This window comes from Neobacillus rhizosphaerae, from assembly GCF_050477885.1.
Taxonomy (GTDB): Bacteria; Bacillota; Bacilli; order Bacillales; family Cytobacillaceae; genus Neobacillus; species Neobacillus rhizosphaerae_A.
In genome coordinates this window covers 15,808-29,708 of record NZ_JBCNAC010000085.1, presented here as the reverse complement: position 1 = coordinate 29,708, position 13,901 = coordinate 15,808, and the positions used below count along the sequence as shown (strand labels likewise).

The following is a 13,901-nucleotide window of genomic DNA, read 5'->3' as shown; positions in this document are numbered from 1 at the left end:
TTCAGCTTCTTCTTAGCTGGCACTGTATCTCACAACCCTAGAGACATCTTCCTTGGCTTCATCATCTTAACTGCTGGCTACAACGCTGGTAAAATCGGTTTAGACCGCTGGGTTGTACCTTACTTCAGAAAAATGAGTAACAAAACAGCCACTACTAAAAAATCAAAAGCTACAGTTTAACACATAAAAAAGACGATTCGGTATTCGAATCGTCTTTTTTATGTTGTTTTATTTCATTCGATACACTCTTGCCTCATATGGCTGTAATGTCAATTTAGTTAGTGTTTCATGTGGTGAAACCTCATAGTTATGAAGCAGCAAGTGACTATAATCAAGTGAAACTCCATCCATCTCAGCAGGCTTAGTGGAAAGATTCGTGATGACAATAATCTTTTCCTCATTTAACTTCCTTGTATAAGCAAAGATTTGAGGATCATCCTTCAAAAGCAAATCATACGTACCATAGGTAAATACTTCATTTGCTTTCTTTAAGCTAACCATCTTTTTATAAAAGTTCAAAACAGACTTTTCGTCTTTTTGTTGAGACGCAACATTGATGTCCTTAAAATTCGGATTAACTTTCAACCATGGATTCCCTGTGCTGAAACCACCATTCTCCTCACTTGACCATTGCATTGGAGTTCGCGAATTATCACGGCCTGATGCCCAAATAATGTCCATGATCTCTTCATGCGATACACCTTCGGCCCGCTTGATACGGTACATATTCTTTGCCGAAACATCATCGTAATCCTCTATGGAATCAAATTGGACATTTGTCATGCCGATTTCTTGCCCCTGATAGATAAACGGTGTACCCTGCATGAGAAAATACATAGTTCCGAACGCTGTTGCACTCTCACGCCAATATTCCTTGTCATTCCCCCAAGTAGATACTACACGCGGCTTGTCGTGGTTCTCGATGAACAAAGCGTTCCAGCCTTTATTCTCCAAGCCTTTTTGCCAACGGGACAAAACATCCTTAAGCTCCACAATATCCAGCTCTTTTTTCGCCTCCGCATCCCATAATGCTAGATGCTCGAATTGGAACACCATATTGAACTTCCCTGTTTTTTCACCGACCCAACTCTCAACATCTTCCGCGTCATCAACCGTTACTCCGTTCGCTTCACCAACAGTCATTATGTCATATTTAGCAAACGTCTCTTCCTTTAACTCCTGCAAGAACGTATGAATTCCATCCACATTCATCATTTTATCGAAGCTGGAGACATACTGAAGTCCCTCAGGATTAGGCATATCCTCTAGGCCTTCTTCTTTTTTAATGTGACTGATCGCATCAACGCGGAAACCATCGATTCCCTTATCGAGCCACCAATTCACCATTTCATACAATGCCTTCCGGACCTCTTCATTCTCCCAATTGAGGTCTGGCTGCTTTTTAGAAAAGATATGCATGAAATACTGATCGGTTTGTTCATCATATTTCCAGGCTGAACCACCAAAAATGCTTTCCCAGTTATTCGGTTCTTTCCCGCCTTTTCCATCACGCCAAATGTACCAATCGCGTTTTGGATTTTCTTTGGAAGAACGAGATTCGATAAACCAAGGATGCTCGTCACTCGTATGGTTAATCACTAAATCAAGAATGAGTTTCATTCCACGACGATGTGTTTCTTCTAGTAGGAGATTAAAATCCGCCATCGTTCCGAACTCTTCCATAATTTCCTGATAATCACTGATATCGTAACCATTATCGTCATTAGGCGATTGATACATTGGACTAACCCAGATCACATCAATCCCTAGTTCTTTTAAATAATCTAATTTAGAGATGATGCCCTTGATATCCCCAATCCCGTCTCCATTGGAATCCATGAAGCTTCGAGGATAAATCTGATAGGCAACAGCTTCTTTCCACCATAATTTATTCATGTAAAATCCTCACTGACTCTTTTTATGTTTGTCATTTCACATTCCATCCAAAGCTTATTTTTTCACCGCACACGACTTACGTTCAATTAGCTTTGTTGGAATCGTGATTCTCTTTGGCAACGTTTCAGGATTCTCGATTTTTTCTATTAAACATTCTGTGGCCAGATGACCTAATTGAAATGTGCCAATATCCACTGAAGTTAGTGGAGGCTTTGAATGTTCAGAGAGCGAGAGATTATTAAAGCCAACGATTGAAATATCTTCAGGCACTCTGATGTTTAATTTTTCTAAATGACTGATGATTTCATACGCCATTAAATCATCCTGTGTTACCAATGCTGTAGGAGGAGCATCGAGCTTCATCAAAGAACAAATGGCATCTATTCCTTGTTCATTGACTAACTCTTCATTAACAAGATAAGCCTCATTTACTGTAAGTCCAGCTTCCTTAAGAGCCAACTTATATCCATTAATCCGGTCAATAGTAACCACAAAATCTGGATTTATTCCAACGTAAGCTATATTCGTATGACCGTGTTCAATTAAGTAATTGGTTACCTGTTTGCTTATAAAAATATTGTCATTATCAACATAGGTAATTCTCTCTTCATTCACACTTGGCCGACCAACAACCGCAAAAGGAAATCCTATTTCCTCCAGGTAGTTCATGGTCCGGTCATTGACACGAGAGTATAACAGAAGGATTCCATCAACACGTCTGCCATTAACCATGGACAAGACTTCCTCGTGAATTTCTTCCTCAGTTGACCCAGTTGAAAGATAAATACCGTATTTACTTTCATGGGCATGCATACTGATTCCTCTTAAAACTTCAGGGAAGAATGGGTTTCGAAAGGCATGGTAGGCCGAATTCGGCATTATGACGCCAATGGTTTGAGTGCTTTTAGCAACCAAGCTACGCGCTTGCAAATTAGGATAGTACCCTAATTGTTCCATCACTTCTTTTACACGTCTCTTTGTTTGTTCGCTTATTCGCGGGTTATTGGCAATTACCCTTGAAACCGTCGAAGGCGCCACATTTGCTTCCCTTGCCACATCCTTAATTGTAACCACCATTACTTCCCCCTAATACCAATAAATTGCTCGTTTTTCTACTATATTATAAGGTAGAAATTATTTAACCGCGCCTTCAGAAATACCTTTGATAATTTCCCTTTGTGCAAAGAAGTACGCAATAATTACTGGAATAATGGCAATCGTTAATCCAGCAAGTGCTAAGTGCCATTGCTTTGTATACTCACCGAAGAAGAAGAACATTTTCAATGGAATAGTTTCCATTCCTTCTTGGTTAATAACAAGAGATGGAAGTAAGTAGTCATTCCAAATCCAAATGGTATTCAATATTGCAACCGTTACAGTAATTGGCTTTAACATTGGGAAAATAATGTGCCAAAAAATTTGGAAACGATTAGCCCCATCAATGGTTGCAGCTTCATCCAAGGATTTTGGGATCCCGCTCAATGTACCATGGTACAGGAAGATGGAAAGACTCGCACCAAATCCTAAATACATAAAGATAATTCCAGATCGATTAAGCAATTCTATTTTTCCGAAGATCGTCACTAATGGAATCATGACGGATTGGAACGGAATTAACATCGCAGCAACAAACAAGAAGAATATAATGGTACTCATTTTGCTTTTATTTCTTGAAAGAGCGTAGGCAGCCATAGACGAGAAAATAATGATGATGCCTACACTAACTACCGTAATAAGTAGTGAATTCATAAATGTTTTTAAGAATGTCAGTTCATTAAATGCTTCAACATAATTATCAAAAGTAAATACTTCTGGTAATTTTAATGTGTCTGAGAAAATCTCCCTCTTTGTTTTAAAGGAGTTGACAATCATTAAGTAAAAAGGAGAAAGCCATAACAGACCTAATAACACACCAAGGATTTCAAGCGGCCATTTATATTTTCTTCCCATTACATTTCTACCTCCCTTTTCTTGTTGATGTACACTTGTGTTAAGGAAATAGCAGCAACGATGATAAAGAAAATAACTGCTTTTGCCTGAGCATAAGCCATTTCACTTTCACCAAATGCCGTTTTGAAAATCTCCATTGCGACCATTTGTGTGGAATTGTACGGCCCACCGCCTGTTAAAGATAAGTTTTGATCGTAAAGCTTGAAAGTATTCGATAATGTTAAGAACAAACTAACTGTAAATGCAGGAGCAACTAATGGAAAAACGATGAAGCGTAGACGTTGAAATGTACTGGCTCCATCAATTTCAGCAGCTTCAATCAGCTCTGTTGGTACACCTTCTAAGTAAGAAATATAGATTACCATAATGTATCCGGCCATCTGCCAACTCATTAGAATAACTAAGCCCCAAAAACCAGTGTTTGTAGTAGAAAGCCATCCTTGTAAGTTTTCGATTCCAAACAATTCTCCCACACCGGAAAATACCTTAATAAAAATAAACTGCCAGATAAAGCCTAGAATCAAACCACCGATTAGGTTTGGCATGAAGAAGATTGTACGTAAGAACTTACTTGTTTTAATTTTTGATGTCACGATAAGTGCTAAGGCTAAACCAAAGAAGTTAATTAAAATAATGGAGACAACAGTAAACTTTACTGTAAACCATAATGAATCTAAGAATTCCTTGTCTTTAAAGACATTAATATAATTCTCGAAGCCTATAAAGCCGCCAACTTCAATACCATTCCAGTCTGTAAATGAATAGTAGACTCCAAAGAGCAATGGAATGATAACAACCATAGATAATGCTAATAGAACAGGGGCTAAAAATAACCAATATGATAATTCCCGCGTACGCATCATGGTAAAAAAACCTCCAATGTAATTTTTGTATTTTTTCTAAGGTAGTATTATTGAAAGAAAAGGGGCTGATTGATAAGAATAAGCCTAACTATTTAAGTTGCCCCCTTATGAACCAGCCGCTTGTCTCTCTGCTAATTTATAATGGGTCCTGCTTTTATCAAGTAGGACCCATTATTTAAGTTCATAAGAGATTATTTATTTCTTGATTTTTCCCAAGCTTCTTTTGTAGTTTTTACTACATCTTCCCACTTAGCTTCTTTGCTCAAATATTTTTGGATTTGAACACCAAGTTGATCTTGTCCCCAGCCAGTTGGGTAGCCCATGAATGTCCAGCCGATTGTCTTGCCATCTTGTGCATATTGATAAATTTCTTTTGAAAGTGGATCACTGATTTTTGATGCATCAAAGCCATCATAAGCAGGGATAAATTTGAAGTCGTTGATAACGATTTCTTTACCTTCGTCAGAAGTGTATAACCAGTCTAAGAATTTTTTAGCTTCAGCTTGTACAGCTTTGTCTTTGTTGCTGTTTACGCCCCAGTACATTGGGATACCAACAGGAATTGCATCTTCTTTATAGCCTTCAACAGGAATTGGTAATAAACCAATGCTCTTATCAGCGAAATCTTTGTCGATACCAGCGATTGAACCATATGCCCAGTTACCTTGTTGAATCATCGCTACTTTTTGAAGTGAGAATAATTCTTCAACTTGTTGAGCATAGTCAAGGCTTACAGTTGGTTGAACAGAATAGTTGTTTTGAAGATCAAGAACTTTCTTGAACGCATCACCATATTTGAAGTCAACCTTCTTAGCGCTGAATGCATTTAGAACGTTGTTATCAAATTCTGGAGCAAGGAAAGCATTAGATAAGTGTAAGCCAGTTACCCAAGTTTCTTTACCAGGAAGGGCAAATACTGCTTTTAGACCAAGGTCACCCTTCTTAGAATCTAAAGTTTTTACTGCCTTTTCAAGGTCTGCATAGCTCTTGATTGATTTTGGATCAATGCCAGCCTTTTCAAATACTGCTTTGTTATAGATGAAACCGTAACCTTCTTGGTTGTATGGTAATCCTAAAACTTTACCATCTTTAGTTACACCATCAAGTGTTCCTTTTAATGCCTTTTTTGAAGCTTCTGTATCAGAAAGGTCAGCTAATTTCTTTTGCCAATCTTCCACGTCTTGTGGTCCACCGATGTTGTAGATTGCTGGCTCTTTACCTGAAGCAAACTTAGATTTTAAAGCTGCACCGTAATCTTCTCCACCACCAACAGTTGTGATGTTGATTTTTACTCCTTTGTGCGCTGCTTCATATTTCTTCGCAGCATCTTCAAATTGCTTTTTGAATTCTACTTTGAATTGGAATACATCAAGTGTTACATTTCCGCCTTTTGACTCTTCTTTAGCTCCGCCATCTTTATCAGCGTTACCACAGCCTGTTAGAAGGAGACTTAATGAAAGAAGCCCAGCTCCAATTCCAGAAAATAATTTTTTCTTATTCATGATTTACCCCCATACTGAAAAATTTTGTAAAGCGTGTTGTTTCTGTGCAAACACATAGATGTATATATTTTGCTCTATTACGAAATTATTATTCTAGACGTTTAAATATATTAGATATCATACAAGTAATAGCTTAAAAGTGCAATCGTTTGCACTCATCTTTAAATAAAAAACTATTTTAGTATGTTGGTTTGTTTGTCTACAATAGCATTCGAAATGGAGTAAAATCTAGTTTTCCACGAAAACGTTTGCACATAATAGCAGAAAAACTGTAAAAAATCGTTATTCCTCAATAAAAAATCTACATACTTTACAGTTAATATCTACTAATACCCCCTATACTTTTTGTGTATCGTTAGCGAAAACGTTTGCACTAATCGATAGATTCATAGTAGCACTTTTAAAATGTATGCGCAATCATTTTTTATATTTTTTTTAAGGGACAGTCCCCCGCCGCTTTAAAGCAGCGAGGGACTGTCCCTTTATTTTGTTAAAACTCTTACCTCATATGGACGAAGTGTAGATGATTTTCCCGCTTCATAGTTGGAGAGAAGCATTTGGGAATTTGTTATGCTATTAACTAGCTTTTCCTCGTTAATCTCTACCTCTTCCCCACTAAAATTACATAAAACTAAAAGGCGTTCTTCCTTCCAGTTTCTTTCATAAGCAAAGATCGATGGGTGATCTTTGAGTAACAATTGAAAATCGCCCTCCACAATAATATCCATTTCCTTACGTAAAGAAATGAGCTTTTGATAAAAATAAAAAACGGATTGTGGATCTTCAAGCGTACTTTTCACATTGACTTCTTTATACCTAGGATTGACTTTAATCCACGGTGTTCCAGTTGTAAAACCTCCGTGCTCTGTTTCATCCCACTGTACAGGCGTTCTTGCATTGTCTCTTCCTTTTGCGTAGATGGACGTCATGATCTCTTCATGCGTATAGCCTAATGCTGAACGTTCCTTGTACATATTCAGAGTCTCAATATCACGGTAATCCTCTAAGGATTCAAACTTCACATTCGTCATACCGATTTCTTCCCCCTGATAAATATATGGGGTACCCTGCATGAAATGAAGACAGGCTGCTAACATTTTAGCTGACTCTACACGGTATTCCTGATCATTCCCGAATCGTGATACAATTCTTGGCTGGTCATGATTATTCCAATATAAACTGTTCCATCCTTTGTTGTGTAAACCTACTTGCCACTTAGCCAAATTTTCCTTTAAGTCCACAAGGTTTAGCGGTTTTAGATTCCACTTGCCCCCTGGCGCACTATCTAGATCCATATGCTCAAAGGTAAAAATCATGTTTACTTCATTTCGTTCATCATTGGTATATAGAATTGCATCTTCTGGTGTGGTTCCAGGCATTTCTCCTACTGTCATAATTGGATAATGCGCTAAAACTTCCCTATTCATTTCCTTCAAAAATTCATGAATTCTTGGTCCATTCATATAAAATGGACTGCCATCTCCATATAATTGACCTTCCGCCTGTACACCATCAGGTAATCCTGGCTGTTTAGAAATCATATTGATTACGTCCATTCGGAAGCCATCGATTCCTTTATCAAGCCAAAATCTCATCATGCGGTAAACTTCCTCACGTAAAGCTGGATGTTCCCAGTTAAGATCCGGCTGTTTTTTCGCAAATAAATGCAAGTAATATTCCTTGGTGGCTTCGTCATAATCCCATGCAGGACCGCTGAAGAAAGAGCCCCAATTGTTTGGTTCCTTCCCATCTTTACCCTCACGCCAGATATAATAGTCGCGGTATGGATTCTCTTTCGATTGTTTCGATTGAACAAACCATTCATGCTCATCCGAGGTGTGGTTAACAACGAGGTCCATGACTAATTTCATGTCACGTTTATGTACTTCTTCAAGCATCTGGTCAAAATCGGTCATGGTGCCGAACTCTTCCATGATTTTTTGATAATCACGGATATCATAGCCATTATCATCATTCGGTGAATCGTACACAGGGCTTAACCAGATGACATCGATGCCAAGTAATTTTAAGTAATCGAGTTTTTGAATAATCCCTTTAATATCACCGATTCCATCACCATTCGAATCCATAAAGCTTCTTGGATATATTTGATAAACAACGCTTTTCTTCCACCACTGGTCATTTGTTTTCAATTGGTATCCTCCTCACTATAAACAACCACACTATACCACAAAATGTGTTTGGGGTTAATTTTCGCATAAGAAAAACCTCACTTGAAAGATACGCAAGTGAGGTTAATTGTTATGATACTATTTTTATTAATCACGATCTGGACTATTGACCATGATACCTGCAACCTGTGTTAAACGATCATAGAAGGCTAGTCCTGCCGGATTTTGATCGAGTCCAATTTCCTGAAAGGCTTCTCTCATACACCGGAGCCAGCAGGTAGCTCTTCTTGGGGTTACTTCAAATGGTAAATGCCGCTCCCTCATGGCAGGTGGTCCAAATTCCTGGCTGTATAAAGCTGGACCTCCTAAAAATTGCGGCAGAAACATCCTCTGCTTGCGTTTGATTTCTTCCATGTCCCCTTCAAATAAAGGTCTTAATTCCGGGTCTGCATATACTCGTGGATAAAAGGCATTAACTAGCTTGTCAATGGTCTCTTGTCCACCAATTTCACTATATAAAGATTTAAAATTGTAATCCAATTCCTTCACCATCCATCCTTTATTTTTCCCTCGTTTCAGATAATTATAAAGCTTCCTTGAATGGTGTTTTGTGATTTACATCACGGAATAGGTAAAATTACATCAATTTCCAGACGGCTAGATGTCCGTTTTTGGTGCTACTAGTTCTACTTTTATACGGTCCGGGTCTTCAAAGAATACTGCATAATGTGAATCTCCCCCTGCGAACGGGTGGCGATCCTGATACAAAATAGGTATCCCTTTTTCTTTCAATTGGTCTGTCATCCGGTCTACCTGCTCTTTGGATTCTGCATGAAATGCTAGATGATTTAAACCTACCCTTGAACGGTGGTAAGGAATATCCATAAACCGCTCTTCTACTTGGACAAATACGAGATAGGTGTCCTTTTGCTTCCAACTAATACCTAAATCCCACTTTTGATATGGTTCATATCCTAATTCTTTTAAAAACCATCCCCAAAACTCTTTGGTTTTTGCTAAATTCGAAACATAGATTTCTAGATGGTGTAGGATAATAGCCCCTCCTTTTTAATTTTATTTTATCTTTCCAAGCTCGTCTAAAAATGCTGGTCGTCTATTATGCTTCTCTCTTAATTCTTTGATTAGTTTATGGGAATGGAGAGTACCAAGGGCTTTTTTATGTGTTTTAATTACCGCACATACACTTCGATAACCTCTTCTATCCGATGCTTCTTCAGAAATTCTTTGGATATAAGTGATGAATATATCATTTACATCATCAAAATAGTCCTTTATCACATATGGATAAAGATCACTTATGGAAGATGTTCGTTTCTTGCAATATAGTAATATCTTTTCCTTTAAATTTTCCACTTTTAAAATGGAAAGGTGCGTAGAAGATGGGTATTTCTCTTTTTCAAACTCTTCCAGTAACTCCTGTAAAATTGGTTCCCATTCCTCTAGTGAATATAGTCCTTTTAATTTTTCAAAATAGGTAAAATTATCTTTTAGTAAAAGTTCTTTTGCAAGTTTTCTTTGATTCTCAATATCTCCAACAATTTCATAAGCTTTATAACGGAATTCCTGCCACTTATGTACAAGGCCCCGATAGTGTTGATCAGCTATTTCACCCTGTAAGCAAAGCTGAATCACTTTTTCGCAGTTACCTTTATTGAATTCATAGGAAATCGCTTTTTCACGAAATTCACTATGATTAACATTGTCATATATAAATCTTTCTGCAGCACTTTCACCATCACATTTTTCAATAATTTGTAATTGTAATAGTTTAATTTCCTTTTTATCAAAGGAATGATTTACCTGTTGTTTTAGGGCATCTAATTGTTTTTCAAGTTTAGTTCTTAGCTCACCTTGATGACAAAAATAAGTACAGATTTTAAGGAGGTCGTACCGCCAATCACTCCAACCACTTAAATACTCTTTTAACGCTTCCTTCATGATGACTTCAAATAACTTTTTCTGCTCTTTTTCATGTAAATTATCAAGACCCCTAGTTACAGCATCATCAATTGTTTGGATCGCCCAATTTATGATAGTTCCAACCGATCCATTTGAGTCATCAGAGTAATCGAGCATTTTAACAACAGGTGATAAGACCGCGATAGAGAGTAAAATGGCACCCTCTGTATCACCGTTTTCTAACTTCTCTCGGGCTTTCTGTAGTGTTAGTTCTGCACCTTGTAAAGCTTGGTTAACATGTCGCCAATCAATAAAGCCTTTTCTTTTTGCACCATTGATATAGTCTCTAATAAGTTTTTTACTGGAAGCTATTTCGTCTTCGCTTGTTTCATACTGATATAGCAAGCGTTTTTCTATCTCTGGGTATTCCTCAGTGATATTTAGGATTAAACTGATTAATTCTTCCTTTTGTAAATTTAATAAAACAGGTTGTAAGCCAACTTTACTCGGGGCGGCAGGTGTAACTTTACTTTCCTCGTTGCTTGAAAACTCGCCATTTTTTAAAGCAAACAGACTTGCTGCCTTGTGTTTGCAATAACTACCGTTATATGGACAATCACAGTAGATATTTATTACAACATCGCCACTTAAAAACATTTCAACGTTATAGACATCTGAACCATCTATTCTTGCTTTGAAATGACTTCCATCAGTTGTTTTAAGACTAATCACTTTACCTTTATTAAAGTACTCAAGACCTCGCTTAAGAATTTTATCATCTATCCACTCTTCAAAATTTGATAGATTCATTACTCACACTCCAAGGATTAAATTATCCTTTTATTTTATCATTTTCTATTTGCGAAGATGAGGAGTTTATTTGCGGAAAATATTACAGGGTGCAAAACTGTAAAAAGTAGATCCAAACGCTAATTCATTCTCACATTTTCTCGTTATTTCATTCACAAGAAGAATCACTTTAGGATTTGTCCTTCATAACTTAGATGAAGGACATTTTTCATATTATCCTACCGATTTTTGTCCTTCATAACCCGGATGAAAGACATTTTTCATGTGATCCTACCGATTTTTGTCCTTCATAACCCGGATGAAAGACATTTTTCATGTGATCCTACCGATTTTTGTCCTTCATAACCCGGATAAACACATTTTTTATTTAGGTTTAAGTTATCAATTTTAATACACACTTCAAATCACATTTATTTCAGACATCTTCCAATTATTATTTCTGTCTTGTGAATTGTCTTGTGATTTCATATGTGCAAAGTTTGTAAAAAGCAAATAGAATACTTGCCATACCAACAAAAAAACGCACTAGAATTTAAATGTGAATTCCAATGCGTTTATATTCCCAATTTACTTGTTTGCAACTTTCAAGTAAACCCGTTACTTTTAAGTCAGCTTCTTTTTTCCGTTTTATCGGGCTACTATTTAGCAAAGATTTTCCGGATAAGCGATTTTGGTTTTTTTCTCATTTTTTCAATCATGCTTTGGAATCCATACATGATGACTGACTTTATGATAAATAAAAGCCCCATTTGATAGTGCTTCATGCTAACAAGTGAAACAATCCCCATTCTTCTTAACACAATCATTCCAGGAAAGGCGAAAAGGGTGTCAAGAATAAAGTTCAATAATAAGTACCGGAAAAAATTTCCGAATGTGAATTTTAAAATCCATAACGATCCCACAAAAAATGGGCCGAACATGAATGGAATTTCCCCATGGACACCAGGAATTAGTTTTTCATAAAACCTCCACCAAAGCCTTTTTTTAGCAAAAAAACTCTCAAAAAGCACCCAAACAAAGATAAACAAGGCACCCGGGTAAAATCTCTTTAGCGCTCGCCTTCCTAGGAGTGGCAGTGATAACCAAGGTATTAGCATCATCGCAAGTAAAAACATTTTATTTTGTTTCATAAAAATACGCCATTCCTTTTTTTCTTTTTATCATGTACGGATTTTTATTATTTATGTAAAAATTTCCTGTAATTAATTTTAAATGGAGTGGCACGAAAAAAAAGAGGCCATATTTGTTTACAAATTTAAACCTTGAACTTCACATGTAATTGACGAGTAATTTTATTTATACTAATATATTAATTTGACTGAAAATAGTGTGGTTCGAGAACCTCCCACATAAAAAAACTAAGGAGTAATTATATATGAAAGTAAAGTCAATTGTCGTCAACGGCATTGTAGCAGCCTTGTACATTGCGGTCTCTGCTATAATCCAGCCGTTTGGATTTACTCAAGTCCAGTTTCGTGTTTCTGAGATGTTCAATCATCTAGTTGTTTTTAAAAAAAATTATATCTTCGGTATTGTTCTGGGTGTATTTTTGACGAATTTATTCTTTTCACCAATGAAGGCATACGATCTTATTTTCGGTGTCGGCCAATCCGTGATTGCCTTATTAATCACCATTGCCTGTGCCAAGTATATTAAAGGTCTATGGACACGAATGATCGTGAATACACTTGTCTTCACGTTTACAATGTTTATGATTGCCCTTGAACTACAGTTGGCATTTGATCTACCATTCATGTTCACCTGGTTAACTACCGCGGTTGGTGAATTCGTGGTCATGGCTGTTGGTATGCCAGTTATGTATGTAATTAACAAACGTGTTCAATTTGATAAAATTGATTAATTCAGAAAAGAGTTACTGCAGGCGCAGTGACTCTTTTTTTGAATTAATTCATAGAATTATCATCTAATCGGTAAAAAAGAATACGGTTATGTCCATACCAAAATTCAATCGATTGATGGTTTCGCTGATCCACATACCCTAATATATCTACACCTTGCTCTGTACGTTTATAAAAGTTTAATATTTTCATTATGTAAATCCGTATGTTCCGTAAAACGGTGATGAAAGGAACGAGGCAAATGTGGCATTAACAATAAAAAAATTGAACCTATTAAAAAGATAAATACAATAATAATACATAGAATCTCTATGTACAAGTGTTTATTTTCTAAAATAATCCAATTCTAGTTACTTTTATTTGGTATTTTTTTATCAAAAGGAATAAAGTAATAATAGACGATTACAATTTGAAGGGAGAGAAAATAATGTTACAACGTCCTTTAACAAGTGAGTATCCTGAATATTATGTACCGTATGTGGACCTTGTTCCCGAAGGAGATCTATTAACGATTCTGAGTGAGGATCTAAAAAGTACCATTGTACTTTTTGAAGGAATTTCAGATGACGAGGGACATTTTCGTTATGCCCCAAATAAATGGAGTATCAAAGAAGTACTCGGACATATGACAGATACCGAGAGAATAATGAGCTATCGCCTGCTTCGTATTGGCCGCGGTGACCAAACGGCCTTAGCTGGCTTTAATGAAAATGATTTTGTAGAAGGCTCTCAAATTAACAACCAATCTATCAATGATATCCTCGAGGATTTTGTAGCAACGCGCAAAGCTACGATTACTTTAGTAAAAAACATGCCTACTGAGGCTTGGGGCAACAAAGGCAACGCCAACAATACGGAAGTGACTACCCGTGCCATCGGCTACATAATTGCAGGTCACGCCATCCATCACAAAAAGATTATTAACGAAAGATACTTAGCAGCACAAAAATAGGTACATATAGAAAAGCA

At 36.8% G+C, this 13,901-nt stretch carries 12 protein-coding genes, 1 pseudogene and 1 riboswitch; of the genes and pseudogenes, 3 read left to right on the top strand and 10 right to left on the bottom strand.

What is annotated here, in order from left to right:
• Positions 1-180 (top strand): annotated as a pseudogene (locus ABES03_RS11365) (Crp/Fnr family transcriptional regulator); the annotation flags it as partial.
• A gap of 48 nt (positions 181-228) precedes the next feature.
• Here ABES03_RS11365 and ABES03_RS11360 read toward each other — a convergent pair.
• The 10 genes from ABES03_RS11360 to ABES03_RS11315 all read right to left on the bottom strand — a co-directional run bounded on the left by ABES03_RS11360 (position 229) and on the right by ABES03_RS11315 (position 12,203).
• Positions 229-1,896, bottom strand: a complete 1,668-nt coding sequence (locus ABES03_RS11360) for a glycoside hydrolase family 13 protein (protein ID WP_430117400.1) — start codon at positions 1,894-1,896, stop codon at positions 229-231.
• Between the two features lie 54 nt (positions 1,897-1,950).
• Positions 1,951-2,973, bottom strand: a complete 1,023-nt coding sequence (locus ABES03_RS11355; protein WP_309866973.1) for a LacI family DNA-binding transcriptional regulator — start codon at positions 2,971-2,973, stop codon at positions 1,951-1,953.
• A 57-nt stretch (positions 2,974-3,030) separates the two neighbouring features.
• On the bottom strand, positions 3,031-3,846 hold the full coding sequence (locus ABES03_RS11350) for a carbohydrate ABC transporter permease (protein WP_430117399.1): 816 nt from the start codon (positions 3,844-3,846) through the stop codon (positions 3,031-3,033).
• Positions 3,846-4,706 carry a carbohydrate ABC transporter permease gene (locus ABES03_RS11345; RefSeq protein WP_430117402.1) on the bottom strand — a complete coding sequence of 287 codons (861 nt, stop codon included), beginning with the start codon at positions 4,704-4,706 and terminating at the stop codon, positions 3,846-3,848. The genes ABES03_RS11350 and ABES03_RS11345 overlap by 1 nt, the downstream gene beginning before the upstream one ends.
• Before the next feature lie 194 nt (positions 4,707-4,900).
• Complete coding sequence (locus ABES03_RS11340; RefSeq protein WP_430117398.1) at positions 4,901-6,211, bottom strand: ABC transporter substrate-binding protein; 1,311 nt, start codon at positions 6,209-6,211, stop codon at positions 4,901-4,903.
• Between the two features lie 482 nt (positions 6,212-6,693).
• Positions 6,694-8,364, bottom strand: a complete 1,671-nt coding sequence (locus ABES03_RS11335; RefSeq protein ID WP_430117397.1) for a glycoside hydrolase family 13 protein — start codon at positions 8,362-8,364, stop codon at positions 6,694-6,696.
• 126 nt (positions 8,365-8,490) lie between these two features.
• Positions 8,491-8,895 carry a globin gene (locus ABES03_RS11330; RefSeq protein ID WP_430117396.1) on the bottom strand — a complete coding sequence of 135 codons (405 nt, stop codon included), beginning with the start codon at positions 8,893-8,895 and terminating at the stop codon, positions 8,491-8,493.
• 105 nt (positions 8,896-9,000) lie between these two features.
• A complete protein-coding gene (locus ABES03_RS11325; RefSeq protein WP_430117401.1) occupies positions 9,001-9,396 on the bottom strand; it encodes a VOC family protein in 396 nt (131 codons plus the stop codon).
• A 21-nt stretch (positions 9,397-9,417) separates the two neighbouring features.
• Positions 9,418-11,073, bottom strand: a complete 1,656-nt coding sequence (locus ABES03_RS11320; RefSeq protein ID WP_430117395.1) for an SWIM zinc finger family protein — start codon at positions 11,071-11,073, stop codon at positions 9,418-9,420.
• Positions 11,074-11,711: 638 nt separating this feature from the next.
• A complete protein-coding gene (locus ABES03_RS11315) occupies positions 11,712-12,203 on the bottom strand; it encodes a hypothetical protein (RefSeq protein WP_430117394.1) in 492 nt (163 codons plus the stop codon).
• Between the two features lie 193 nt (positions 12,204-12,396).
• A riboswitch (PreQ1 riboswitch) is annotated at positions 12,397-12,441 on the top strand.
• A 7-nt stretch (positions 12,442-12,448) separates the two neighbouring features.
• On the opposite strand from ABES03_RS11315, the gene ABES03_RS11310 reads away from it, so the two are divergent.
• Together ABES03_RS11310 and ABES03_RS11305 are read left to right on the top strand one after the other, a co-directional pair.
• Complete coding sequence (locus ABES03_RS11310) at positions 12,449-12,934, top strand: QueT transporter family protein (protein WP_430117393.1); 486 nt, start codon at positions 12,449-12,451, stop codon at positions 12,932-12,934.
• Positions 12,935-13,359: 425 nt separating this feature from the next.
• Positions 13,360-13,884 (top strand): DinB family protein, encoded by a 525-nt coding sequence (locus ABES03_RS11305; RefSeq protein WP_430117392.1) that lies wholly within the window; start codon positions 13,360-13,362, stop codon positions 13,882-13,884.
• The last annotated feature ends 17 nt before the right edge of the window (positions 13,885-13,901 follow it).

Excerpts from the sequence above, each read along its gene's own strand:
- ABES03_RS11345 (WP_430117402.1), bottom strand. The coding sequence starts at position 4,706 with ATGCGTACGCGGGAATTATCATATTGGTTATTTTTAGCCCCTGTTCTA.
- ABES03_RS11350 (WP_430117399.1), bottom strand. The coding sequence starts at position 3,846 with ATGGGAAGAAAATATAAATGGCCGCTTGAAATCCTTGGTGTGTTATTA.
- ABES03_RS11310 (WP_430117393.1), top strand. The coding sequence starts at position 12,449 with ATGAAAGTAAAGTCAATTGTCGTCAACGGCATTGTAGCAGCCTTGTAC.
- ABES03_RS11360 (WP_430117400.1), bottom strand. The coding sequence starts at position 1,896 with ATGAATAAATTATGGTGGAAAGAAGCTGTTGCCTATCAGATTTATCCT.
- ABES03_RS11320 (WP_430117395.1), bottom strand. The coding sequence starts at position 11,073 with ATGAATCTATCAAATTTTGAAGAGTGGATAGATGATAAAATTCTTAAG.
- ABES03_RS11330 (WP_430117396.1), bottom strand. The coding sequence starts at position 8,895 with ATGGTGAAGGAATTGGATTACAATTTTAAATCTTTATATAGTGAAATT.
- ABES03_RS11305 (WP_430117392.1), top strand. The coding sequence starts at position 13,360 with ATGTTACAACGTCCTTTAACAAGTGAGTATCCTGAATATTATGTACCG.
- ABES03_RS11340 (WP_430117398.1), bottom strand. The coding sequence starts at position 6,211 with ATGAATAAGAAAAAATTATTTTCTGGAATTGGAGCTGGGCTTCTTTCA.
- ABES03_RS11315 (WP_430117394.1), bottom strand. The coding sequence starts at position 12,203 with ATGAAACAAAATAAAATGTTTTTACTTGCGATGATGCTAATACCTTGG.
- ABES03_RS11355 (WP_309866973.1), bottom strand. The coding sequence starts at position 2,973 with ATGGTGGTTACAATTAAGGATGTGGCAAGGGAAGCAAATGTGGCGCCT.